Genomic DNA, 21891 nt, shown 5'->3' with positions numbered 1-21891 from the left:
ACCTGCGACAATAACAATAAAATTATACGCGACGACGTTTTGGTGGACGACAACCATTATGTGGTACTGGAGTAACGTCACGGATTGCAGTTACTTCTAATCCAGCTGATTGTAACGCACGGATAGCTGATTCACGACCTGGACCTGGTCCTTTTACAGTAACTTCAACAGTTTTCAAGCCATGTTCCATAGCTGATTTTGAAGCAGTTTCTGATGCCATTTGTGCTGCAAATGGTGTAGATTTTTTAGATCCTTTGAATCCTAGTGCACCTGCTGATGACCATGATAACGCATTACCAAATTCATCAGTAATAGTTACGATTGTATTATTGAATGTTGAACGGATTTGAGCCACACCATTTTCAATATTCTTTTTCACTCTACGTTTACGAGATACTTGTTTACGTGCCATTTAAATTTTGCCTCCTTTACCTATTATTTTTTCTTGTTAGCTACAGTTTTAACTGGGCCTTTACGAGTACGAGCATTGTTCTTAGTTTTTTGTCCGCGAACTGGTAAGCCACGACGGTGACGGATACCACGGTAAGATGAGATTTCCATTAAACGTTTAATGTTTAAGTTTTGCTCACGACGTAAGTCACCTTCTACTTTATAGCTGTCAACAACTTCACGGATACGACCTAATTCATCATCAGTTAAGTCTTTAACACGAGTTTCTGGTGATACGTTAGCTGCTTCAGCAATTTTGTTAGCTGTAGTAGTACCGATACCATACACATAAGTTAAAGAAATAACAATACGTTTTTCACGTGGAATATCTACTCCTGCAATACGTGCCATAATTATTTACACCTCTCTTTATTAGCCTTGTCTTTGTTTATGTTTTGGGTTGCTACAAATTACCATTACTTTACCTTTACGTTTAATGACTTTACATTTTTCGCAAATTGGTTTTACTGATGGTCTTACTTTCATTTTTAAACCTCCCTATATTATGGAGTGACGATTATTTATAACGATACGTAATTCTTCCGCGTGTTAAATCATACGGAGACATTTCTACTGTTACTTTGTCGCCAGGTAGAATACGAATATAGTTCATTCTAATTTTACCACTAACGTGAGCTAAAATCTCGTGACCATTTTCTAATTCTACTTTAAACATTGCATTTGGTAAAGTATCTAATACAGTACCTTCTAATTCAATTACATCTTGTTTAGCCATTAATTAACTTCCCCCTTTATGAAATAGTTGGTTATCGTCAAAAATCAACTCTAACCATACGTGTCTATAAGTGTTGTTAATCAGTTTAACTAATATAATGAATTACGTAATCGCATTGTCACTCTTATTTAATTATACCTTTGGCATTACATAGACCGTACAAAGTTGATCTTATTTTAAATCTTCTAAAATATCGATGACGTCTTTTGTAACGACTTTAATATCTCTAGAACCATCAATGTTTTTTAACACGTCTTTATTATCATAGAACTCTAAGATAGGTTTAGACTGTTTAACATTGACGTTTAAACGATTTGCAACTGTCTCTGGGTTGTCATCTTCACGTTGATATAATTTACCGCCGTCAAGATCACAAATGCCATCAACTTTTGGAGGATTGAATACAAGATGATAAGTTGTTCCGCACTTTTCACAGATCCTACGACCAGTAAGGCGGTTCATTAATTCTTCTTCAGGTACCTCTATATTGATAACTGCATCAATTTTTCTATCTAATTCTTGCATGATATTATTTAATGCTTCAGCTTGTTCAATAGTACGAGGAAAGCCGTCAAGTAAGAATCCTTTTTTCGCATCGTCTTCAGATATTCTATCTTTAACAATGCCCACAGTAACTTCATCAGGGACTAATTCTCCACGATCCATGTATGATTTAGCTTCTTTGCCTAAACCAGTCTCATCTTTAATCGCTTTTCTGAACATGTCGCCAGTAGATATGTGTGGAATTGGGAATTTCTTAACAATTTCACTCGCTTGAGTTCCTTTACCTGCGCCAGGTAAACCCATTAAAATGATATTCATAAATGCCCTCCTACAATTTATCTACCACCAAAGCCTCTATAATCTTTTTGGCTCACTTGAGCTTCTAGACTTTTCATTGTTTCAATCGCTACACCAATTACAATTAGTAAACTTGTACCACCAACCTGAATAGATTGAGGTAAGCCCATTACTTTAGTTGCAAAAATTGGAAGAATCGCTATTACTGCTAAGAATATTGATCCTACAAAAGTTAAACGATAGAGAACTCTAGTAATATATTTTTTTGTTTGATCACCAGGTCTAATACCTGGGACATAACTTCCTTGTTTTTTTAGGTTTTCTGCCATCTTTTCAGGATTCACTTGGACAAACGCATAGAAATATGCAAATGCTATGATAAGCACTACATATACAATCATACCGATATTATTCGATGGATTTGCCACATCTGAAACTTTTTGCGCCCAACTTGCGTCAGGGAAAAACAATGTCAATGTTCTTGGTAACAAGAAGAATGCCATTGCAAAGATAACAGGAATAACACCTGCAGAGTTAACTTTTAAAGGTAAATAAGTTGCTTGTGAACCTAATCTCTGTGCTGATTGTTTCTTCGCATATTGAATTGGAATTTTACGAATAGCTTGTAATACGTATATCGCACCAACCGTCAATAGTATCATTCCAATAATTAAGCCAATTACTTTCAACCAAGCCATAGAAGTATCATCTTGACCCACAAAGGCCTGTTGATAAAACTGTATCAAGGATGAAGGTAATGAAGACAAAATACCTGCGAAGATAATGATAGAAATACCATTACCAACACCAAATTGAGTGATTTGTTCACCTAACCAAATAAGGAATGCAGTTCCAGCTGTTAATACAACAGCGATTAATAAATAACTTAAAACTGATTGATCCATGATCAATTGACCTTTTAAGTAGTTATTAAATTGGAAAGCCATACCAATTGATTGGACAAACGCAAGTATAATCGCAAAATAACGTGTTACGTTATTAAGTTTCTTTCTACCTGCTTCACCTTGTTTTGCCCACTCTGAAAACTTCGGAACAATATCCATTTGCAATAACTGCATAACGATTGAAGCAGTTATATAAGGCATTATACCCATGGCAAAGATAGAAAAGTTCTTCAAGGCTCCGCCACCAAATGTATTTAACAAATCAGTGACACCTTGAGAACCTTGTTGACTGTCAAAAGCAGCTGGGTTCACACCAGGTGCGGGAATATAAGTACCTATTTTAAAAATTACTAACATTGCGAGAGTAAAAAAGATCTTATTACGAACTTCTTTTGTTTTAAAGAAGCTCACAAGCGTTTCAAACATTAGATCACCTCGTGTGCTCCGCCTTTTGCATCAATAGCTTCTGCTGCAGATGCAGAGAATTTGCTAGCTTTAACTGTTAGTTTTTTATCAAGTGAACCATTACCTAGTATCTTAATACCAGCTTTTTCACTCTTAACTACACCAGATTCTACTAATAAAGCAGGAGTTACTTCAGTACCATCTTCAAATTTATTAAGTTGGTCTAAGTTAACAATAGCATATTCTTTACGGTTAATGTTAGTAAAACCTCGTTTTGGTAAGCGACGGAATAATGGTAATTGACCACCTTCGAAGCCTGGTCTTACACTACCACCTGAACGTGCTTTTTGCCCTTTTTGTCCACGACCACTAGTTTTACCGTTACCAGTAGCAGCACCACGTCCAACGCGGTTACGAACTTTACGAGAACCTTCTGCCGGTTTTAACTCATGTAATTTCATTTCGGCACCTCCTTAAATTTATTTTTCTTCTACTGTCACTAAGTGACTTACTTTGTTGATTTGCCCACGAATAGCAGGGTTATCTTCAACAACTACTGAAGAGTTTGTTTTTTTCAAACCTAAAGCTTCAACAGTTTTACGTTGTGTTTCTGGACGACCTATAACACTACGAGTGAGGGTAATTTGTAATTTAGCCATAACTTATTTTCCCTCCTTCTTAATTGTATAATTCTTCTACTGATTTGCCACGTAATTTCGCAACATCTTCAGCATTTTTAAGGTTTTTTAATCCGTTGATTGTAGCACGAACCATGTTAATTGGTGTATTTGAACCTAAAGATTTACTTAAGATATCAGTGATACCTGCTAATTCTAATACCGCACGAACAGGGCCACCTGCAATAACACCAGTACCAGGTGCAGCTGGTTTCATAAATACGCTACCTGAACTGAAACGTCCAGTAATTGTGTGAGGTGTAGTACCTTCAACACGTGGAACTACAACTAAATCTTTTTTAGCTGCTTCAACTGCTTTTTTGATTGCTTCAGGTACCTCTTGTGCTTTACCAGTACCGAAACCAACGCGACCGTTTTTATCTCCAACTACAACTAATGCAGTGAAACGGAAACGACGACCACCTTTTACAACTTTCGCAACACGGTTAATTGTAACAACGCGTTCTTCAAATTCTTTCGCTTCTTCTCTACGAGCCATGTAAATGTCCCTCCTTTAAATTAAAATTCTAAACCATTTTCACGAGCTGCATCTGCTAAGGCTTTCACACGGCCATGGAATAAGTATCCTCCACGGTCAAATACGATAGTTTTAACGCCTTTTTCGCTAGCTCTTTTAGCTACAGTTTCGCCAACTTTAGCTGACAATTCAACTTTAGAACCAGATTCATTTGCTAATTCTTTTTCTTGAGTTGAAGCTTGTGCTAATGTTTTACCGCTTACGTCATCTATAACTTGTGCATAGATGTGTTTGTTTGAACGGTAGATGTTTAAACGTGGCTTCTCAGCTGTACCAGCTAATTTATTACGTACACGTGCATGTCTTTTAAGACGCACTTTATTTTTATCAATTTTGCTGATCATCTTAATACTCCTTTCTTCTGAAAGTTATTTATTATTTACCAGTTTTACCTTCTTTACGGCGAACGTATTCACCTTGGTAACGAATTCCTTTACCTTTATAAGGTTCTGGAGGTCTTACTGAACGAATGTTAGAAGCGATTGCTCCAACTTGTTCTTTAGAAATACCAGCAACTGTTACTGTTGTGTTTTTCTCAACACCGAAAGTAATACCTTCATCAGCTTTGATTTCTACTGGATGAGAGTAACCAACGTTTAAGATTAAGTCTTTACCTTGCATTTGAGCACGGTAACCTACACCAACAAGTTCAAGTGTTTTTTGGTATCCATCTTTAACACCTAAAATCATATTGTTAATTAAAGCACGAGTTGTACCATGTACTGTTCTATCATCTTTAGAATCAGTTGGTCTTACAACTTCTAAAGTGCCTTCTTCTTGTTTATATGTCATTCTTTCATTCATTGTTCTTGATAATTCACCTTTAGGACCTTTAACAGTGATTGTGTTACCTTCAACACTTACTGTTACGTCGCTAGGGATGTCAATAATTTTTTTACCAACACGACTCATGTTATCGCACCTCCTTATTATTTATTATTACCAAATGTAACCTAAGATTTCTCCACCGATATTACGTTTTCTAGCTTCTTTATCAGTTACTACACCTTCAGAAGTTGAAACTAATGCAATACCTAAACCGTTAAGTACTTTAGGTACTTCGTTAGCTTTTGCATAAACACGTAAACCAGGTTTTGAAATACGTTTTAATCCAGTGATAACACGTTCATTGTTTTGACCATATTTAAGGAATAAACGGATAACCCCTTGTTTATCGTCTTCAACGTATTCTACGTTTTTAATGAAACCTTCACTCTTTAAAATTTCAGCAATTTCTTTTTTAATGTTTGAAGCAGGTAATTCTAATTTATCGTGACGCACCATGTTTGCGTTTCTTACACGAGTTAGCATATCTGCAATTGGATCGTTGATTGTCATTGATTGTTGCCTCCTTTCAGACTATTTTCTATTACCAGCTAGCTTTACGAACGCCAGGGATTTGGCCTTTATAAGCTAATTCACGGAAACAAATACGGCATAATTTAAATTTACGATATACAGAATGTGGACGACCACAGCGTTCACAACGCGTATATTCACGTACTTGGAACTTTTGTTTTTTTTGTTGCTTAGCAACCATTGAAGTTTTAGCCACTTAATTAGCCTCCTTTAGAGATTATTTGTGAAATGGCATACCGAATTGTGATAACAATTCACGAGCTTCCTCGTCAGTGTTAGCAGTCGTTACGATAACGATATCCATTCCTCGTACTTTACTTACTCGGTCATAGTCAATTTCTGGGAAAATTAATTGTTCTTTAACACCTAAAGTGTAGTTACCTCTACCATCGAATGCAGTTTTAGATACACCTTGGAAGTCACGTACACGTGGAAGTGATACAGCAATTAATTTATCTAAAAAGTCATACATTCTTTCACCACGAAGTGTAACTTTCGCACCGATTGGCATACCTTCACGTAAACGGAATGTTGCTACTGATTTTTTAGCTTTTGTAATTAAAGGTTTTTGACCAGTGATTGCTTGTAACTCTTCTACAGCATCATCTAATACTTTAGTATTTTGTACAGCGTCACCGACACCCATATTTACAACGATTTTTTCTATTTTTGGAACTTCCATTACTGAACTATAGTTAAATTGTTTAACTAAGTTTTGAGTAACTTCAGAGTTGAATTTTTCTTTTAAACGGTTCACAGTGGATCCTCCTTTCAATTAGTTATTAATTATTAGATTTAATTTCTTCGCCTGATTTTTTAGCGATACGAACTTTTTTACCATCTTCGACTTTGTAACCAACGCGTGTAGGTTCATTCGTTTTAGGATCTAATAACTGTACGTTAGAAACATGGATTGCTGCCTCTGTTTCTAAGATTCCACCTTCAGGATTAAATTGAGTTGGTTTTTGGTGCTTTTTGATAATATTGACACCTTCCACAACGACACGGTCTTTTTTAGGTTCAGTTGAAACAACTTTACCTTCTTTACCTTTGTCTTTACCTGCGATAACTTTTACGTTGTCACCTTTTTTGATATGCATGTGTGGCACCTCCTTAAATTTATATATTTATAAATGTTTTATTAAAGTACTTCTGGAGCTAATGATACAATTTTCATGAAGTTGCCTTCACGTAGTTCACGAGCGACAGGTCCAAAAATACGAGTACCACGTGGGCCTTTGTCATCACGGATGATGACACATGCATTCTCATCAAATTTGATATATGAACCATCGTTACGACGTACGCCTGATTTAGTACGTACTACAACAGCTTTTACTACTTCACCTTTTTTGACAACGCCACCTGGTGTAGCATTTTTAACACTTACTACGATAACGTCACCGATGTTAGCTGTTTTACGACCAGATCCACCTAATACTTTAATTGTAAGAACTTCACGTGCACCAGAGTTATCTGCTACTTTTAATCGTGTTTCTTGTTGGATCATGAGTTAAACCTCCTTTATCTTCACTATTTAATTAAATAATTACTGATTCTTCAACAATTTCTACCAAACGGAAACGTTTAGTTGCTGATAAAGGACGTGTCTCTTGAATCTTAACTGTGTCCCCTAATTTAGCTGAGTTGTTTTCATCATGAGTTTTGTATTTTTTAGAGTATTTTACTCGTTTACCATATAACTTGTGTGTTTTGTATGTTTCAACAAGTACAGTTATCGTTTTATCCATTTTATCGGAAACGACTCTACCTACATAAACTTTACGATCATTTCTTTCGCTCACTTTAGTAACCTCCTCTTTCAATTGAATTATTGATTCGCTTTACCTTGTTCAATTTCTCTTTCACGAGCAACAGTTTTTAGACGTGCAATCGTTTTTCTTACTGTGCGAATACGTGCAGTTTCCTCTAATTGACCTGTAGCTAACTGAAAGCGTAGGTTAAAAAGCTCTTCTTTTGAAGATTTGATTTGCTCTTCGATTTCTGAAGTGGTTAAGTCTCTAATTTCCTTAGCTTTCATTTTGTTCACCACCCAATTCTTCACGTTTTACAAACTTAGTTTTAACTGGAAGTTTGTGACTTGCTAAACGTAATGCTTCACGCGCAACTTCTTCGTTAACGCCTGCGACTTCAAATAAAATTCTACCTGGTTTTGCTACTGCAATCCAGCCTTCTACTGCACCTTTACCAGCACCCATACGTACTTCTAAAGGTTTTTTAGTGTAAGGTGTGTGTGGGAAGATTTTAATCCAAACTTTCCCGCCACGTTTCATATAACGAGTCATTGCAATACGAGCTGATTCGATTTGACGAGATGTGATCCAAGAAGTTGTAGTTGCTTGTAAACCATACTCACCAAATGTTACATAGTTACCGCCTTTAGAACGACCAGTTGTTTTAGGACGATGTTGACGACGATATTTTACACGTTTTGGTAGTAACATTATTATTTTCCTCCTTCACTAGTGTTCTTAGTAGGAAGAACTTCTCCACGATAAATCCATACTTTGACACCTAATTTACCGTAAGTAGTGTCAGCTTCTGCATGCGCATAACCGATGTCAGCACGTAGTGTATGAAGTGGAACCGTTCCTTCTGAATATTGTTCAGCACGAGCGATGTCAGCTCCGCCTAAACGACCTGAAACTTGAGTTTTGATACCTTTAGCACCAATTTTCATTGCTCTTGTAATAGCTTGTTTTTGTACACGACGGAATGAAGCACGGTTTTCTAACTGGCTTGCAATATTCTCAGCAACTAATTTTGCATCTAAATCAACTTTTTTGATTTCGATTACGTTGATGTGTACTTTTTTGCTTGTTAAAGCGTTTAATTTGTTACGAAGTTTTTCAATTTCTGAACCGCCTTTACCGATTACCATACCTGGCTTACCAGTATGAATAGCGATGTTGATACGATTAGCAGCACGTTCGATTTCTACGTGAGAAACTGATGCTTCTTTTAATGCGTTATCAATAAATTTACGGATTTTTAAATCTTCGTGTAATAATGATGCGAAGTCTTTTTCTGCATACCATTTAGCTTCCCAATCACGGATTACACCAACACGAAGTCCGATTGGATTAATTTTTTGACCCACAGTGTTCCCTCCTTAAAAAATGTATTAAGCTTCTTTAGCTTCTTCTTTACCGTCACTTACGACGATTGTAATGTGGCTTGTACGTTTGTTGATCGCACTTGCACGTCCTTGTGCACGTGGACGGAAACGTTTTAATGTTGGTCCTTCATTAGCATAAGCTTCTTTAACTATTAATTCATCAGTATTCATGTCATAGTTATGTTCAGCATTTGCTAAAGCGGACATTAATAATTTTTCAACTACTGGTGATGAAGCTTTGTTTTTTAATTTTAAAATTGCAATAGCTTCTCCAGCACTCTTGCCTCTAATTAGATCTAATACTAATCTAACTTTACGAGGTGCGATTCTTATTGTTTTAGCAACCGCTTTTGCTTCCATTGGAATTTCCTCCTCTACCTGTTAGAAATTATCTTCTAGTTTTTTTGTCGTCTGCAGCGTGACCTTTGAATGTACGTGTTGGTGCAAATTCTCCTAATTTGTGACCAACCATATCTTCAGTTACGAATACAGGCACATGTTTACGTCCATCATATACAGCGAATGTATGTCCGATAAAATCAGGGAAAATAGTTGAACGACGTGACCAAGTTTTGATTACTTGTTTTTTCTCGCTTCCGCTTTGAGCTTCAACTTTTTTCATAAGATGATCATCAGCGAAAGGTCCTTTTTTAATACTACGAGCCATAGTGGCGCCTCCCTTCTTATTGTATGCGTGCAGCTATTAAGCCGCACACGTAAATAAGTTATTTTTATTTTTTCTTACGTCCACGAACGATAAGTTTGTCTGAAGATTTTTTACCACGACGAGTTTTCTTACCAAGCGTAGGTTTACCCCAAGGTGACATTGGAGATGGTCTACCGATAGGTGCACGACCTTCACCACCACCGTGTGGGTGATCGTTAGGGTTCATTACAGAACCACGAACTGTTGGGCGAATGCCTTTCCATCTAGAACGTCCTGCTTTACCAACGTTTACAAGTTCATGTTGGATGTTACCAACTTGACCAATAGTAGCACGGCAAGTTGAAAGAATCATACGAACTTCACCAGATCTTAATCTAATTAAAACGTATTTACCTTCTTTACCAAGTACTTGTGCACTAGCACCAGCTGAACGAGCGATTTGTCCACCTTTACCAGGTTTCAACTCGATGTTGTGGATTACAGTACCTACTGGAATGAATTGTAATGGTAATGCATTACCTAATTTGATATCTGCATTTTCACCGCTTTCAAGTACTTGACCTACTTTAAGGTTTTTTGGAGCGATGATATAGCGTTTTTCACCATCAGCATAAACTAATAATGCGATGTTTGCTGAACGGTTTGGATCATATTGGATTGAATCAACTTTAGCGTTGATACCATCTTTATTACGTTTGAAGTCAATAACACGGTATTGACGTTTGTGTCCTCCACCGTGATGGCGAACTGTCAATTTACCTTGGTTATTTCGTCCCGCTTTTTTCGGTAGCGGTTGTAATAATGACTTTTCAGGTGTAGTTTTTGTGATTTCAGCGAAATCTAAACTAGTCATATTACGACGACCATTAGTAATTGGCTTATATTTTTTTAGAGCCATTGTCGTTTACCTCCTTATTGGTAATTGTATTTTAGTTGAATAGATCGATTGATCCTTCTTTTAATTTAACGATTGCTACGCGTCTTTTGTTTGTATAGCCTTGGTAACGGCCCATACGTTTTTTCTTTGGTTTGTAGTTAATGATGTTTACATTAGCTACTTTTACATCAAAGATTTCTTCAACGGCAATTTTAACTTGTGTTTTGTTTGCACGAGTATCAACGTCGAATGTGTATTTGTCTTCAGCCATAGCAACTGAAGATTTTTCAGTGATTACGGGGCGCTTAAGAACGTCTCTTGCTTCCATTATCCGAGCACCTCCTCAACTTTTTTAGCAGCTGCTTCTGTGATTACTACACTGTCAGCGCTTGTGATATCTAGAACGTTTAACCCTTGAGCTGTAGTTACTTGAACACCAGGAATGTTACGTGCTGATAAAGCAACGTTTACATCTTCTGATTCTGTTACTACTAATACTTTTTTAGGTTGTTCTAAGTTAGAAAGTACAGTTTTGAATTCTTTTGTTTTAGGAGCATCTAAGTTTAATGCATCTACAACAGTTAAACCTTTCTCTTGTACTTTGAAAGATAATGCTGAACGTAATGCTAAACGACGCATTTTCTTAGGCATTTTGTATGAGTAGCTTCTTGGTGTTGGACCGAATACGATACCACCACCACGCCATTGTGGCGCACGAATTGTACCTTGACGCGCACGTCCTGTACCTTTTTGTCTCCATGGTTTACGTCCACCACCACGTACTGCTGAACGATTCTTAACAGCATGAGTACCTTGGCGTAATGAAGCACGTTGTAAGTTAATTGCTTCAAAAAGAACGCTGTTGTTTGGTTCGATTGCAAATACTGCATCGCTTAGTTCAACTGAACCTGATTTAGTTCCATCTACTTTTAATACATCATAATTAGCCATTATGCAATTCCTCCTTTCGTTGTAAATTATTTATTACCTTTGATTGATGATGTGATTTCTACAAATCCTTTTTTAGGACCTGGTACATTACCTTTTACTAAAATAACATTGTTTTCAGTGTCAACTTGAACTACTTCTAAGTTTTGTACTGTTACAGTGTTACCGCCCATACGTCCAGGCATTTTTTGTCCTTTAAAGACTCTTGAAGCATCTGATGCCATACCTACTGAACCTGGTGCTCTATGGAAATGAGAACCATGTGACATTGGACCACGTGCTTGATTATGACGTTTAATGGCACCTTGGAAACCTTTACCTTTAGATACGCCTGTTACATCAATTACGTCTCCAGCTTCAAATGTATTAACTGAGACTTCTTGACCTACTTCGTATTCATCAACATTAACGTTTCTGAATTCACGAATGAAGCGCTTAGGTGCTGTGCCTGCTTTTTTAGCATGGCCTTCAGCTGGTTTGTTGGCATATTTGCTAGATTTACTATCTTTTTTATAAGCTTTTTTATCTTCATAGCCTACTTGGATAGCGTTGTATCCATCAATCTCTTCAGATTTCTTTTGTAATACAACGTTTTGGCTTGCTTCTACTACTGTTACTGGGATTAAATCACCGTTTTCTCCGAAAACTTGTGTCATCCCGATTTTTCTTCCTAAGATTCCTTTGGTCATCGAAAGTCCACCTCCTAATTTTTTCTATTATAATTTGATTTCGATGTCTACGCCAGATGATAAGTTTAAGCCCATAAGAGCATCAACTGTTTTTGGTGTAGGGTTAACAATATCGATTAAACGTTTATGTGTACGTTGTTCGAATTGCTCACGTGAATCTTTGTACTTATGCACGGCACGAATAATCGTGTAAACTGATCTTTCAGTCGGTAACGGAATTGGTCCAGATACATCTGCACCAGAACGTTTCGCTGTTTCAACAATTTTTTCTGCTGATTGATCAATAACTCTGTGATCATAAGCTTTTAATCTGATTCTGATTTTTTGTTTTGCCATAATTTTCCCTCCTTATTCGTCTACATTTAAGTGATAGACTTCTCCACGAAAACTATCTCACACAGCGCCATGGCAAAGCGGCCGGGTGTGTCAGTAACCTTTCGCTTCATCGCGTGTTCTTAAAGTCCAACATTAGATATGATACATGATAAACAGTGATTTATCAAGCTTTTATACAAAAGTTTTGAAACTTTTTGTCTAACACATACTTTGTTATTGTACTTGATTACGTTATTCACTTCAACCACTTTTGAAAATTTTTTCGTATTACTAGCAATTTTATCTTTCATAGCATTTCAAATTATTATTCTAAACAAGAATTATCCTATATAATGGAATATGTTAGGTGGTGAATTTTTATGAAAAGTGGTATTCGCACTGTATTATTAATTTTAAGCATACTTTTAATTATTAGCGAATTAGTTTATGGCATCCCCTTCTTGGGTGGCAGTATAATTCTTGGATTTGGTTGGCAACCGTTATTAATCAATGCATTTTTATATTTTGTGATGGTAATTATATTAATGGTAGATAAACAAAATTCTATTAAGCCTATGTTATTTATTCCATTAATGGGAATCATCGGCTCCTTCTTGGCTTTTATACCTGTAGTAGGTATGGTTGTCCACTGGGCATTATTTATTTTAATGTTATTTTTTATATTTATTTTATTGTCAGCGCCATTATATGTACCAAATAGAAATGCGAAAGTAATTTATACTGTAGACAGACGTAACAAAAATTAATCATTTGATGTTTCAACTTACAAAGATGATATTTTTATTTAACTGGTATGTACCCTATATAATAGAAGAAACGATTCAATATAGAACGTTTTAATTATATTTCTTCGCTAATTTAAATAAAGTTAAAAAGCAAAAGCACATTGTTAAAGTGTCGATTATCGACATAACAATGTGCTTTTTAATATGGTTTTATTATCCGTGAACAAAAACAAAGTATAATATAAATAGAATCATTAATGCGTACATGATTGGATGTACTTCTTTATGACGTTTTGAAATTAACATCGTTATAGGATAAAAAATGAATCCACATGCAATACCAGTTGCTATTGAATATGATAGCGGCATCATAATAATCGTTACAAATGCCGGTACAGCAACTTCAAATTTCTTCCAATCAATTTCGGCAAAGTTCGCTGCCATTAATACACCAACCACGACTAATGCCGGTGTTGTCACAGCGCTTGTAACAACTTCCATGAGCGGACTAAAGAATATAGCTAATAAGAAACAGAATCCGGTAACAACACTTGCAAATCCTGTTCTCGCTCCGACAGCTACACCTGAACTCGATTCAATATATGAAGTAGTTGTTGTCGTACCAAAAATCGCTCCGACTATTGTCGCTAATGAATCTGAGAATAATGCGCGACCCGCGCGAGGCATTTTATTATCTTTCATAAAACCAGCTTGTGTAGCAACTGCTACAAGCGTACCTGCTGTATCAAAGAAATCAATGAATAAAAACGTGAGAATAACAATTAAAAATTGGACAGTGAGTAATTGACCAGGATCTTTGAATGCTTCAAATGCTGCACCAAAAGTTGGTTCAATACTTGGTATTTGTCCTACAATAGCACTTGGTGTATGTATAAGTCCTGTTAACATACCGACTACCGACGTCAATACCATACCAATAAATATTGCTCCAGGCACTCTAATTGCATACAAAATCACTGTACTTATAATACCAAATATTGCTAATAGTACAGGTCCATCAGTAATATGGCCCAAAGTTACAAGTGTCGAATCATTTTTGACTATAATACCAGAACTTTGTAGTCCAACAAATGTTATAAATAATCCTATACCGGCAGATACGGCCATTTTCATCTGATAAGGTATTGCATTAATGATGGTTTCTCGTAAACCTGTCATTGTTAGTATAGCGAAAACTACCCCCGAAAATAGTACACCTGTTAAACCAACTTGCCATGGTATACCCATCGTTAAAACTACAGTAAATGCGAAAAATGCATTTAAGCCCATACCTGGCGCTAATGCAATTGGATATCTCGCAATTAACCCCATAAATAACGAACCAACAAATGCTGCTAGTGCCGTAGCAACAAAAATAGCACCCTGATCCATTTTCATATTTTCAGAAACACCATCAACACCAGCTAAACTAAGTACTTGAGGGTTAACAGCTAAAATATAAGCCATAGATAAGAAAGTTGTAAGCCCTCCAAGTATCTCCTTCTTATAGTTCGTTCCATGCTTTTCAAACTTGAAATACTTTTTCACGGTTAGTTCTCCTTTTTTTAAAATACTTTCACATTCTAATACCAAATCAACTTTTTTACAATAGCAAACACGAACTTTAGTTATAAATATTCGTTATACGTTCGATTATCTAGAGTTTCAAGCCTTTTAAAGCATCTTGGAATGGATTGTTTTCTAAACCATCATCATTATTCATATATTTTTTGAGATCTTTTTTGTTTACTTTATCTGATTTCTTATTTTTATGGCGTTTGTCCATTTGTGCTTGTGTTTCCGTGTGACCACATACACAACGATACACCGCTTCTTTCCCTCTTCCAAAGAGTGTCATTTTCTTATGACAATTTGGGCAACGTGCATTTGTTTTACGTTGGACATTTTTCTTCGTTTTACATTGAGGATCTTGGCATACAAGCATTTGTCCATTTTTCGTTTTCACTTTAATCATAAACTTCCCACAAGTTGGACATTCTGTAGTAGTTAAATTATCGTGCTTATAGCGTTGTTCACTTGTTTTTATTTCTTCAACAACTTCATTCGTAAACCTCTTCATTTCAGAAATAAACTTGCTGACGTCATATTTCCCTTGTTCAATCAATGACAGTTTTTCTTCCCATTCTGCAGTAAGCAATGGCGATGTTAGTTTCTGTGGTGCTAATTCAAGAATTTGTTTTCCTTTAGAGGTAACTTTTATCTTTCCATCTCGAGATTCTATCGCATTCATATTAAACAGTTTTTCAATAATATCGGCTCTCGTCGCAACTGTACCAATACCACCTGTATCCTTGAGCGTTTTATTGTGTTTTTTATCTTGAAGTTCGAAGAATTTCTGAGGACTTTCCATCGCTTTCAATAATGAACCTTCATTAAAATACGGTGGCGGCGTTGTTTCATGCTGTTCTATTTGTGTTTTAGTTACTTTTAATGTTGTGCCCTTTTGCAGTTGACTTATTTCAGCAGCAACTTTTTCATTATCTTCATATACCGCTTTAAATCCGAGCTTCGTTGTAACTTTATCTTTGAATGAGAATTTATAATTGCCTATTTTTAATTCAATCGCTATCGCTTCATATTCATGAGGCGGCATTAAATTTTCTAAAAATCGTTGTGCAATCATCATGTAAACTTTTGATTCACGTTGACTTAATTGGCTCATATCCGGACGCACTTCTGTTGGGATAATCGCATGGTGATCAGAAACTTTACTGTTATTCACAAACTTCAACTTCGCTGAAAATGAATTCGTCATTTGTTGTTTCGCTAGTGGTTTAAGCGACGTTGCCATAATTGCTTGTAATCTGTCTTTAAGTGTTCCCACCATATCATCCGTTAAATAATTTGAGTCTGTACGAGGATAAGTGACAAGTTTATGGCGTTCATATAATGCTTGTAATGTATTTAAAGTTTCTTTAGGCCCTAAATGGAAACGTTTATATGCATCTTGTTGTAAATCTGTTAAGCTATACAATTGCTGTGGGTATGCTTTTTTGTGTGTTTTGTTAATTGCTTCTATCTGAGCTTGTTGGCCATCAATTTCTTTTTTTATTTGCTCAAGGACTGTTCGATCCATATGAGATTGCGGAGTTTGACATTGGAAAGTCAGACCACCAGCAGTCAATTTCATCATATAGTAAGTTTGAGGCTTAAATTGATTGATTTCATTTTGTCGCATTTGAACTAATTGTATCGTCGGTGTTTGCACCCTGCCAAGTGAAAGCTGTGCGTCATACTTAGTAGTTAATGCACGTGTCGCGTTAATACCCACAATCCAGTCTGCTTCACTACGTGCTAATGCAGCTTGATACAAATGATTAAATTTGCGACCATCCTGAAGTTTGTTAAACCCATCTTTTATTGCTTTATTCGTCACCGAACTAATCCAAAGTCGCTGTATTGGCTTTTTGGTATGCGCTTTATCCAATATCAAACGTGCTACTAATTCGCCTTCACGCCCCGCATCAGTAGCAATGATAATTTTATTGACTTTATCGCTCTTTATTAACGATTGGACTGTAGAAAACTGTTTTCGTGTTTTTCTAATTACGACCGTTTTCATCTTATCAGGTATAATTGGCAGATCAGAAAGTTTCCATTCTTTAAACCTACCATCATATTGTTCAGGTGTTGCATTTGTTACAAGATGACCTAACGCCCATGTAACAATATATTTATTATTTTCAAAATAACCGTTACGCTTTTCATTTATATTTAACGCATTTGCAATATCTCTACCTACTGAAGGTTTTTCAGCAATAATCAGTGATTTCATAGTTTCGCCCTTTCAAATTCTAATATATTCTACATTGTAACATGTATGTAGCACATCATAACTTCCATTTCATGTAAAAAATTCTTATAATTGACTTAACTGAATAACTTACGGAGGTATTGTTATGAAAATTACGCAATTAAATAATTATGAGCAGATTGTTACTTTTATAAATAACGCTGATTACCATTCGGCTTCTTACTTATACAAACTACCACAAGAACATGAAGATGTTGAAGAAACGATAAAACAAGCAATCATTGACCCAGGTGTGTTTGCGCAATTAAATGATCAAAACGATATCGAGATGCTAATCCTTGCATTTAAGTACGAGGACAATAAATATAAAGTTATTGGTCCTTTTGTAAAAAAATCAGTTTCACTAACAAATGATGATTTCAAATCATTATTCGCAGCATTGGTTCAAGGTAAACCCGATACTGCAAATTTCAACTTTTCCTTTGAAGAAAATGAACAAGCTTATACACCATACATGAAAGCAATTGAAGCTTCGTATAGTTTTACTGATTATCATCTCATATCAACACAAGATGTTGGTACAGTAGACCATGCACAAAACATTACTGATTACCGCCCAGCCTATTATCGTTCTTTTAAAAAGCTACATGATTATACTTTTAAGCACGACGTCATGACCGCTGATGAAATCACTGTATCTCTAGATGAACACAACAAGTTATTTGTTTTTATGTCTGAAGGTTTACTCAAAGGGTACCTTTATATTCAAATCTTCCCTTCTACTAGAAAAGCTGAAATCAAATATTTTTCATCACATGCAGATTATAGGTTTATGGGGATAGCATTTGATCTTCTATCACACGCATTACAGTTTGCATTTTCTAATTATGATATTGATAGGGTTTATTTTAAAATTCGAAGTAAAAACAATACACTTGTTGAACGATTCCATGAATTAGGATTCAACATTAATTATGAATATAAAAAATTCAAATATGTTGCTGCTCATCTTTAATAAATAACGATAGTCTAAAAAAATACACTTTTAATTTAATTAGTATCACTAAATACAAAAATTAACCAATTATCATTTATTATTTTTTACTATCTTATTGTTTTGCTTTAAACTAGGTTTCAATAGCAGTCATTACGATTGCTTAAAGGGGAAAACAAAATAGAAAGAGTGAGTCAAAATGGATTTATTAATTGCGTTGTTACCCGCATTATTCTGGGGTAGCGTTGTTTTAATTAACGTACTGGTTGGTGGCGGACCATACAATCAAATCAGAGGGACAACATTAGGTGCACTGATTATTGGTATTATTTTACTTCTTACTGGTAATGCAAAGTTTGATAATTTCACAGTGATTATTGTTGGATTAATCTCCGGTGCATTTTGGGCACTTGGTCAAGGTTATCAACTTAAATCAATTAGTTTAATTGGTGTCTCTAAGACAATGCCAATATCTACTGGCTTACAATTAGTTGGAACGACATTGTTTAGCGCTGTGTTCTTAGGTGAATGGAGTACTAGTACACAAGTCACACTTGGTCTCGTATCAATGGTATTACTTGTAATTGGTATCGCGATGACATCAATCAAAGGTAAACGTGAAGCCTCAGATAGTAATAGTAATTTTGGTAAAGCGATACCTATCTTACTCATTTCGACCGTAGGCTATGTTGTGTATGTTGTAGTCGCACAAATATTTGGTGTAGATGGTATGAGTGCCCTCTTCTTCCAATCAATCGGTATGGCAATCGGTGGCTTGATTCTTTCTTCAAAACATGAAACATCGATTAAAAGTACAATTTGGAATATCATCCCTGGTGTCGTTTGGGGTATCGGTAACTTATTTATGTTCTACTCCCAACCTAAAGTTGGTGTTGCAACAAGTTTTTCATTCTCTCAATTGTTAGTTATTGTATCTACCCTAGGTGGTATTTTCTTATTAGGAGAACGTAAAGACAAACGTCAAATGATTGGTATTTGGGCTGGTATAGTACTTATTATCATCGCTGCATTTATTTTAGGTAATTTAAAAGGTTAATTATAATTTATTCACATACAAACATCATGAAGTTTAGAACATAGGACAATGGTTGGTTGATTCAACAATTTAACTTTCATATCCTACTTGTTCTAAACTTTTTATTTCATTTACTTATAAGGAGGCGTCAATATTGTTTAAAGAATTAGAAAATAAAGTTGTTGTTATCACTGGTGGAAGTAGTGGTATCGGTAAAGCCATGGTCGAACAATTCGGTAAAGAAAAAGCAAACGTAGTCATTAACTATCGCTCAGAAAAAAGCTTAGACGCAGTCGCAGAATCCATAAAGATCATCGAAGACGCAGGTGGTAAGGCAATCAAAGTACAGGCCGATATATCTAAAGAAGAGGATGTAAATCATCTTATAGCATCAGCAGTTTCTGAATTCGGAACATTAGATATCATGATTAACAATGCCGGTTTTGAAAAAGCAATTCCCACACATGAAATGCCTTTATCAGAATGGCAAAAAGTTATAGATATTAATTTAACTGGGGCGTTTATGGGCTCCAAAGCGGCAGTAAATCAATTTTTAAAAGAAGATAAACAAGGTATCATCATCAATACATCAAGCGTTCATGATAAAATTCCTTGGCCGAATTACGTTAACTATGCTGCTAGTAAAGGCGGTTTAAAATTAATGATGGAAACGATGTCCATGGAATATGCGCAATATGGTATTCGTATTAATAACATTTCACCTGGTGCTATTGTTACCGAACATACGAAGGAAAAATTCTCTGATCCAGAAACGCGAGCTGAAACACTTGAAATGATTCCAGCAAAAGTCATTGGCGATGCACAACAAGTGGCAAACGTTGCACGCTTCCTCGCATCTGACTTAGCAGACTATATTCATGGCACGACCATCTATGTTGATGGCGGCATGACAAACTATCCTGCATTTATGGGTGGTAAAGGATAAATAAGAAACTAAAAGGTTGGAAACAGACAAATGAAATCCTTGTCTATTTCCAACCTTTTTTGTTATACATTTGCAGCTACCCAAATATCATAATATCTTATGACCACTATGATACAAATAATGCTTGATAGATATACAGAATTATAATACTAATGACAATCGTTAAATTTGTAACCATTCCAACAAGGGGTAATGTTTTATATTTAAACTGTATAGAATACGGAATTATAGCAACACCTACTGGTAAGAGCCACGCTACTTGTAATGTTGTCTTAATCATTTGATCGTCTACAGGTAAGAAATAATATACACATAAACCTGCAATGATTCCGAGTCCATAATGTGCCGCTATATATTTAAGGGCAATTGGTAAGAACCGTCTATCGATACTAAAATTAAGCATAAGTCCAAGTAATATCATTGATAATGGCATGTTTGCACCTGATAGCACGGTAAAGAAATCGATCATTGGTTTAGGAAAATGGATATCCAACATATTTAAAATAAACATAATGATATAGGTCATTAATGGTACAGATTTTAAAATATTTTTCCCTAAATATTTAAAATCAAAGCTATCCCCAGCGCTACTAAAATAACTGCCTACAAAGTAAGTTACGCCAAACATAATAATAGCTCCACCGATATCCGCCATGCCAAAATAGATCATTCCAGTTTTTGGCCAAATTGCTTCAACTAGTGGGTATGCAAATAGTCCAATGTTAAGTGATGCAATCATCATGCCTGTGGCGCCACGAATTTGATTATCATATTTTATAAAGAACCAAATAACAATGACTTTGGCAACCACTCCATATAGAATCATCATTATAGGTAAGATGGACAGTGATATATCTAATTCAGCTTTATTTAAGTTTACAATTACTAAAGAAGGCAGAGTAACATTCAATACTAACGTAGAGAATACTTGGCTATCGTTAGCTTTAAAATAATTAATTCGTTTAAGTGTGTACCCTAATGCGATGAGTAAAATAATAATGATAAATTGTTGAGTCACGCTAATGCCTTCTTTCACTTCGTTATTTCGTTTTCATGCTACTTTCATACCTTAACATATCAATTGGTTGTTTTAGAAGCTTTCAATTCCATGATATAATACGAATCAATTGATAAAGATAATTTACTATTTAAAGGAGTGCGTATCCATGGACTTAAATGAAAAATTAGCTGAACTTAAATATGATTATGTTAGATTACAAGGTGACTTGGAAAAAAGAGAGTCTGTAAACCAATCAGTAGATCCACTTGTCAAACAGCTAGAAGATATTGAACAGGAAATTGCAGCGGTTCGTTCAGAAATTAGACAAAAAGAACATAAATAACATTCTAGTAAATCTATTTTTAACATGCTAAGATTAATGGCGAACAAAGAAAGGAAGTTAATTCATGCAACTATATCTTATCTTTTTACCGGTATTGTATCTTATTGTTGCTTACATAAGTATATTTAAAATGGATACAATTATCACACGTATATTGCGTTTTATCATGGCATTGCTATTATTATTTGTAGTCGCTTTGACGACAATGTCTTTCCCAGCAATCAATTGGTGGGTATTTGTCATCTTACTACTGTTAGTTGGTAATGTTGAAGTTACTGCCTTTAAGCACATTAAAAAAGATGCAAAGGCAATCCAAATTTTAAACATTATAAGTGTTCTTTTATTTGTTATCTATGCTATTTTAACATTAGTATTATACTAATAAAGCATATTTTGGCAAGATATATACTGACATAAAACGGATTGGCGTGTGAATCATTCATACGCTAATCTTTTTTTATGATGAATTGTCAATTTAACTGCAACAGACTTACAGTGAAAATTTCATAAGGTGTACACCAATTAAGACACTTTCTTGGTCGATG

General features: G+C 35.4%; 36 protein-coding genes. 6 read left to right on the top strand and 30 right to left on the bottom strand.

Going from position 1 to position 21891, the window contains the following annotated elements:
- Positions 1–22 precede the first annotated feature (22 nt).
- From rpsK to rpsJ, 27 genes are all read right to left on the bottom strand, one after another.
- Positions 23–412 carry a 30S ribosomal protein S11 gene (gene rpsK / locus ACSULM_RS09615; protein WP_436862395.1) on the bottom strand — a complete coding sequence of 130 codons (390 nt, stop codon included), beginning with the start codon at positions 410–412 and terminating at the stop codon, positions 23–25.
- Positions 413–435: 23 nt separating this feature from the next.
- Positions 436–801 (bottom strand): 30S ribosomal protein S13, encoded by a 366-nt coding sequence (gene rpsM / locus ACSULM_RS09610; protein WP_069995258.1) that lies wholly within the window; start codon positions 799–801, stop codon positions 436–438.
- A 21-nt stretch (positions 802–822) separates the two neighbouring features.
- A complete protein-coding gene (rpmJ, locus tag ACSULM_RS09605) occupies positions 823–936 on the bottom strand; it encodes a 50S ribosomal protein L36 (RefSeq protein WP_002482634.1) in 114 nt (37 codons plus the stop codon).
- Between the two features lie 31 nt (positions 937–967).
- A complete protein-coding gene (gene infA, locus ACSULM_RS09600; protein WP_001118443.1) occupies positions 968–1186 on the bottom strand; it encodes a translation initiation factor IF-1 in 219 nt (72 codons plus the stop codon).
- Positions 1187–1357: 171 nt separating this feature from the next.
- Positions 1358–2008, bottom strand: a complete 651-nt coding sequence (locus ACSULM_RS09595; RefSeq protein ID WP_436862393.1) for an adenylate kinase — start codon at positions 2006–2008, stop codon at positions 1358–1360.
- A gap of 17 nt (positions 2009–2025) precedes the next feature.
- Complete coding sequence (gene secY, locus ACSULM_RS09590) at positions 2026–3318, bottom strand: preprotein translocase subunit SecY (protein ID WP_436862391.1); 1293 nt, start codon at positions 3316–3318, stop codon at positions 2026–2028.
- Positions 3318–3758, bottom strand: a complete 441-nt coding sequence (gene rplO, locus ACSULM_RS09585) for a 50S ribosomal protein L15 (protein ID WP_436854789.1) — start codon at positions 3756–3758, stop codon at positions 3318–3320. Before rplO ends, secY begins: the two co-directional genes overlap by 1 nt.
- A gap of 18 nt (positions 3759–3776) precedes the next feature.
- Complete coding sequence (gene rpmD, locus ACSULM_RS09580; protein WP_002482630.1) at positions 3777–3956, bottom strand: 50S ribosomal protein L30; 180 nt, start codon at positions 3954–3956, stop codon at positions 3777–3779.
- Positions 3957–3975: 19 nt separating this feature from the next.
- Entirely contained in the window at positions 3976–4473 is a 498-nt protein-coding gene (gene rpsE / locus ACSULM_RS09575; RefSeq protein ID WP_011302602.1) for a 30S ribosomal protein S5, read from the bottom strand.
- A 20-nt stretch (positions 4474–4493) separates the two neighbouring features.
- The gene (gene rplR, locus ACSULM_RS09570; RefSeq protein ID WP_436854788.1) at positions 4494–4856 is read right to left on the bottom strand and encodes a 50S ribosomal protein L18; all 363 of its coding nucleotides are present in this window, start codon (positions 4854–4856) and stop codon (positions 4494–4496) included.
- Between the two features lie 31 nt (positions 4857–4887).
- Complete coding sequence (gene rplF, locus ACSULM_RS09565; protein ID WP_069995253.1) at positions 4888–5424, bottom strand: 50S ribosomal protein L6; 537 nt, start codon at positions 5422–5424, stop codon at positions 4888–4890.
- A 27-nt stretch (positions 5425–5451) separates the two neighbouring features.
- The gene (rpsH, locus tag ACSULM_RS09560) at positions 5452–5850 is read right to left on the bottom strand and encodes a 30S ribosomal protein S8 (protein ID WP_002482626.1); all 399 of its coding nucleotides are present in this window, start codon (positions 5848–5850) and stop codon (positions 5452–5454) included.
- Between the two features lie 31 nt (positions 5851–5881).
- Positions 5882–6067 carry a type Z 30S ribosomal protein S14 gene (locus tag ACSULM_RS09555; protein WP_002482625.1) on the bottom strand — a complete coding sequence of 62 codons (186 nt, stop codon included), beginning with the start codon at positions 6065–6067 and terminating at the stop codon, positions 5882–5884.
- Positions 6068–6088: 21 nt separating this feature from the next.
- Positions 6089–6628: a 50S ribosomal protein L5 gene (gene rplE / locus ACSULM_RS09550; protein ID WP_069995252.1), complete on the bottom strand. Its 540-nt coding sequence runs from the start codon at positions 6626–6628 to the stop codon at positions 6089–6091.
- Positions 6629–6653: 25 nt separating this feature from the next.
- The gene (gene rplX / locus ACSULM_RS09545; RefSeq protein ID WP_436854787.1) at positions 6654–6971 is read right to left on the bottom strand and encodes a 50S ribosomal protein L24; all 318 of its coding nucleotides are present in this window, start codon (positions 6969–6971) and stop codon (positions 6654–6656) included.
- Between the two features lie 41 nt (positions 6972–7012).
- The gene (gene rplN / locus ACSULM_RS09540) at positions 7013–7381 is read right to left on the bottom strand and encodes a 50S ribosomal protein L14 (protein WP_002482622.1); all 369 of its coding nucleotides are present in this window, start codon (positions 7379–7381) and stop codon (positions 7013–7015) included.
- 31 nt (positions 7382–7412) lie between these two features.
- A complete protein-coding gene (gene rpsQ / locus ACSULM_RS09535; RefSeq protein ID WP_002482621.1) occupies positions 7413–7676 on the bottom strand; it encodes a 30S ribosomal protein S17 in 264 nt (87 codons plus the stop codon).
- A 26-nt stretch (positions 7677–7702) separates the two neighbouring features.
- Entirely contained in the window at positions 7703–7912 is a 210-nt protein-coding gene (rpmC, locus tag ACSULM_RS09530) for a 50S ribosomal protein L29 (protein ID WP_002482620.1), read from the bottom strand.
- Positions 7902–8336 (bottom strand): 50S ribosomal protein L16, encoded by a 435-nt coding sequence (rplP, locus tag ACSULM_RS09525; RefSeq protein ID WP_069995251.1) that lies wholly within the window; start codon positions 8334–8336, stop codon positions 7902–7904. Before rplP ends, rpmC begins: the two co-directional genes overlap by 11 nt.
- Before the next feature lie 2 nt (positions 8337–8338).
- Entirely contained in the window at positions 8339–8992 is a 654-nt protein-coding gene (rpsC, locus tag ACSULM_RS09520) for a 30S ribosomal protein S3 (RefSeq protein WP_069995250.1), read from the bottom strand.
- Between the two features lie 24 nt (positions 8993–9016).
- Positions 9017–9370, bottom strand: coding sequence for a 50S ribosomal protein L22 (gene rplV / locus ACSULM_RS09515; RefSeq protein WP_002482617.1), 354 nt, complete (start codon positions 9368–9370; stop codon positions 9017–9019).
- 28 nt (positions 9371–9398) lie between these two features.
- The gene (gene rpsS, locus ACSULM_RS09510) at positions 9399–9677 is read right to left on the bottom strand and encodes a 30S ribosomal protein S19 (RefSeq protein WP_069995249.1); all 279 of its coding nucleotides are present in this window, start codon (positions 9675–9677) and stop codon (positions 9399–9401) included.
- Between the two features lie 64 nt (positions 9678–9741).
- The gene (gene rplB, locus ACSULM_RS09505; protein WP_069995248.1) at positions 9742–10575 is read right to left on the bottom strand and encodes a 50S ribosomal protein L2; all 834 of its coding nucleotides are present in this window, start codon (positions 10573–10575) and stop codon (positions 9742–9744) included.
- A 31-nt stretch (positions 10576–10606) separates the two neighbouring features.
- Positions 10607–10882: a 50S ribosomal protein L23 gene (rplW, locus tag ACSULM_RS09500; RefSeq protein WP_002506966.1), complete on the bottom strand. Its 276-nt coding sequence runs from the start codon at positions 10880–10882 to the stop codon at positions 10607–10609.
- Positions 10882–11505, bottom strand: coding sequence for a 50S ribosomal protein L4 (gene rplD / locus ACSULM_RS09495; protein WP_436854783.1), 624 nt, complete (start codon positions 11503–11505; stop codon positions 10882–10884). Before rplD ends, rplW begins: the two co-directional genes overlap by 1 nt.
- 26 nt (positions 11506–11531) lie before the next feature.
- The gene (rplC, locus tag ACSULM_RS09490; protein ID WP_436862389.1) at positions 11532–12191 is read right to left on the bottom strand and encodes a 50S ribosomal protein L3; all 660 of its coding nucleotides are present in this window, start codon (positions 12189–12191) and stop codon (positions 11532–11534) included.
- A gap of 27 nt (positions 12192–12218) precedes the next feature.
- Positions 12219–12527: a 30S ribosomal protein S10 gene (gene rpsJ / locus ACSULM_RS09485; RefSeq protein WP_436862387.1), complete on the bottom strand. Its 309-nt coding sequence runs from the start codon at positions 12525–12527 to the stop codon at positions 12219–12221.
- Between the two features lie 359 nt (positions 12528–12886).
- Here rpsJ and ACSULM_RS09480 point away from each other — a divergent pair, with 359 nt between their 5' ends.
- Complete coding sequence (locus ACSULM_RS09480) at positions 12887–13273, top strand: hypothetical protein (protein ID WP_436862385.1); 387 nt, start codon at positions 12887–12889, stop codon at positions 13271–13273.
- Between the two features lie 192 nt (positions 13274–13465).
- Here ACSULM_RS09480 and ACSULM_RS09475 read toward each other — a convergent pair whose 3' ends face one another.
- Together ACSULM_RS09475 and ACSULM_RS09470 are read right to left on the bottom strand one after the other, a co-directional pair.
- Positions 13466–14800, bottom strand: a complete 1335-nt coding sequence (locus ACSULM_RS09475) for an NCS2 family permease (RefSeq protein ID WP_436862383.1) — start codon at positions 14798–14800, stop codon at positions 13466–13468.
- Positions 14801–14909: 109 nt separating this feature from the next.
- Positions 14910–17048 (bottom strand): DNA topoisomerase III, encoded by a 2139-nt coding sequence (locus tag ACSULM_RS09470; RefSeq protein ID WP_436862382.1) that lies wholly within the window; start codon positions 17046–17048, stop codon positions 14910–14912.
- A gap of 124 nt (positions 17049–17172) precedes the next feature.
- Here ACSULM_RS09470 and ACSULM_RS09465 point away from each other — a divergent pair, with 124 nt between their 5' ends.
- The 3 genes from ACSULM_RS09465 (at position 17173) to ACSULM_RS09455 (ending at position 20003) form a co-directional block, all read left to right on the top strand.
- Complete coding sequence (locus tag ACSULM_RS09465) at positions 17173–18042, top strand: GNAT family N-acetyltransferase (protein ID WP_436862380.1); 870 nt, start codon at positions 17173–17175, stop codon at positions 18040–18042.
- A 178-nt stretch (positions 18043–18220) separates the two neighbouring features.
- On the top strand, positions 18221–19078 hold the full coding sequence (locus tag ACSULM_RS09460) for a RhaT/GlcU family sugar-proton symporter (RefSeq protein ID WP_436862378.1): 858 nt from the start codon (positions 18221–18223) through the stop codon (positions 19076–19078).
- Between the two features lie 133 nt (positions 19079–19211).
- The gene (locus ACSULM_RS09455) at positions 19212–20003 is read left to right on the top strand and encodes a glucose 1-dehydrogenase (RefSeq protein ID WP_436862377.1); all 792 of its coding nucleotides are present in this window, start codon (positions 19212–19214) and stop codon (positions 20001–20003) included.
- A gap of 106 nt (positions 20004–20109) precedes the next feature.
- Here the strand turns inward: ACSULM_RS09455 and ACSULM_RS09450 are convergent, their stop codons facing one another.
- Positions 20110–21021: an AEC family transporter gene (locus tag ACSULM_RS09450; RefSeq protein ID WP_436862375.1), complete on the bottom strand. Its 912-nt coding sequence runs from the start codon at positions 21019–21021 to the stop codon at positions 20110–20112.
- A gap of 148 nt (positions 21022–21169) precedes the next feature.
- On the opposite strand from ACSULM_RS09450, the gene ACSULM_RS09445 reads away from it, so the two are divergent.
- A complete protein-coding gene (locus tag ACSULM_RS09445) occupies positions 21170–21346 on the top strand; it encodes an SE1832 family protein (protein WP_436862374.1) in 177 nt (58 codons plus the stop codon).
- 64 nt (positions 21347–21410) lie between these two features.
- Positions 21411–21728 (top strand): membrane stabilizing protein MspA, encoded by a 318-nt coding sequence (mspA, locus tag ACSULM_RS09440; protein ID WP_436862372.1) that lies wholly within the window; start codon positions 21411–21413, stop codon positions 21726–21728.
- The last annotated feature ends 163 nt before the right edge of the window (positions 21729–21891 follow it).

The sequence above is a fragment of the Staphylococcus caeli genome, from assembly GCF_051413795.1.
In the GTDB taxonomy this organism is placed as follows: domain Bacteria; phylum Bacillota; class Bacilli; order Staphylococcales; family Staphylococcaceae; genus Staphylococcus; species Staphylococcus caeli_A.
Note: the sequence above shows the minus strand (reverse complement) of the source record. Positions and strands in the feature narration are given on the sequence as shown.

Excerpts from the sequence above, each read along its gene's own strand:
- rpsK (WP_436862395.1), bottom strand. The coding sequence starts at position 412 with ATGGCACGTAAACAAGTATCTCGTAAACGTAGAGTGAAAAAGAATATT.
- rpsM (WP_069995258.1), bottom strand. The coding sequence starts at position 801 with ATGGCACGTATTGCAGGAGTAGATATTCCACGTGAAAAACGTATTGTT.
- rpmJ (WP_002482634.1), bottom strand. The coding sequence starts at position 936 with ATGAAAGTAAGACCATCAGTAAAACCAATTTGCGAAAAATGTAAAGTC.
- infA (WP_001118443.1), bottom strand. The coding sequence starts at position 1,186 with ATGGCTAAACAAGATGTAATTGAATTAGAAGGTACTGTATTAGATACT.
- ACSULM_RS09595 (WP_436862393.1), bottom strand. The coding sequence starts at position 2,008 with ATGAATATCATTTTAATGGGTTTACCTGGCGCAGGTAAAGGAACTCAA.
- secY (WP_436862391.1), bottom strand. The coding sequence starts at position 3,318 with ATGTTTGAAACGCTTGTGAGCTTCTTTAAAACAAAAGAAGTTCGTAAT.
- rplO (WP_436854789.1), bottom strand. The coding sequence starts at position 3,758 with ATGAAATTACATGAGTTAAAACCGGCAGAAGGTTCTCGTAAAGTTCGT.
- rpmD (WP_002482630.1), bottom strand. The coding sequence starts at position 3,956 with ATGGCTAAATTACAAATTACCCTCACTCGTAGTGTTATAGGTCGTCCA.
- rpsE (WP_011302602.1), bottom strand. The coding sequence starts at position 4,473 with ATGGCTCGTAGAGAAGAAGCGAAAGAATTTGAAGAACGCGTTGTTACA.
- rplR (WP_436854788.1), bottom strand. The coding sequence starts at position 4,856 with ATGATCAGCAAAATTGATAAAAATAAAGTGCGTCTTAAAAGACATGCA.
- rplF (WP_069995253.1), bottom strand. The coding sequence starts at position 5,424 with ATGAGTCGTGTTGGTAAAAAAATTATTGACATCCCTAGCGACGTAACA.
- rpsH (WP_002482626.1), bottom strand. The coding sequence starts at position 5,850 with ATGACAATCAACGATCCAATTGCAGATATGCTAACTCGTGTAAGAAAC.
- rplX (WP_436854787.1), bottom strand. The coding sequence starts at position 6,971 with ATGCATATCAAAAAAGGTGACAACGTAAAAGTTATCGCAGGTAAAGAC.
- rplN (WP_002482622.1), bottom strand. The coding sequence starts at position 7,381 with ATGATCCAACAAGAAACACGATTAAAAGTAGCAGATAACTCTGGTGCA.
- rpmC (WP_002482620.1), bottom strand. The coding sequence starts at position 7,912 with ATGAAAGCTAAGGAAATTAGAGACTTAACCACTTCAGAAATCGAAGAG.
- rplP (WP_069995251.1), bottom strand. The coding sequence starts at position 8,336 with ATGTTACTACCAAAACGTGTAAAATATCGTCGTCAACATCGTCCTAAA.
- rplV (WP_002482617.1), bottom strand. The coding sequence starts at position 9,370 with ATGGAAGCAAAAGCGGTTGCTAAAACAATAAGAATCGCACCTCGTAAA.
- rpsS (WP_069995249.1), bottom strand. The coding sequence starts at position 9,677 with ATGGCTCGTAGTATTAAAAAAGGACCTTTCGCTGATGATCATCTTATG.
- rplB (WP_069995248.1), bottom strand. The coding sequence starts at position 10,575 with ATGGCTCTAAAAAAATATAAGCCAATTACTAATGGTCGTCGTAATATG.
- rplW (WP_002506966.1), bottom strand. The coding sequence starts at position 10,882 with ATGGAAGCAAGAGACGTTCTTAAGCGCCCCGTAATCACTGAAAAATCT.
- rplD (WP_436854783.1), bottom strand. The coding sequence starts at position 11,505 with ATGGCTAATTATGATGTATTAAAAGTAGATGGAACTAAATCAGGTTCA.
- rplC (WP_436862389.1), bottom strand. The coding sequence starts at position 12,191 with ATGACCAAAGGAATCTTAGGAAGAAAAATCGGGATGACACAAGTTTTC.
- rpsJ (WP_436862387.1), bottom strand. The coding sequence starts at position 12,527 with ATGGCAAAACAAAAAATCAGAATCAGATTAAAAGCTTATGATCACAGA.
- ACSULM_RS09480 (WP_436862385.1), top strand. The coding sequence starts at position 12,887 with ATGAAAAGTGGTATTCGCACTGTATTATTAATTTTAAGCATACTTTTA.
- ACSULM_RS09470 (WP_436862382.1), bottom strand. The coding sequence starts at position 17,048 with ATGAAATCACTGATTATTGCTGAAAAACCTTCAGTAGGTAGAGATATT.
- ACSULM_RS09465 (WP_436862380.1), top strand. The coding sequence starts at position 17,173 with ATGAAAATTACGCAATTAAATAATTATGAGCAGATTGTTACTTTTATA.
- ACSULM_RS09460 (WP_436862378.1), top strand. The coding sequence starts at position 18,221 with ATGGATTTATTAATTGCGTTGTTACCCGCATTATTCTGGGGTAGCGTT.
- ACSULM_RS09445 (WP_436862374.1), top strand. The coding sequence starts at position 21,170 with ATGGACTTAAATGAAAAATTAGCTGAACTTAAATATGATTATGTTAGA.
- mspA (WP_436862372.1), top strand. The coding sequence starts at position 21,411 with ATGCAACTATATCTTATCTTTTTACCGGTATTGTATCTTATTGTTGCT.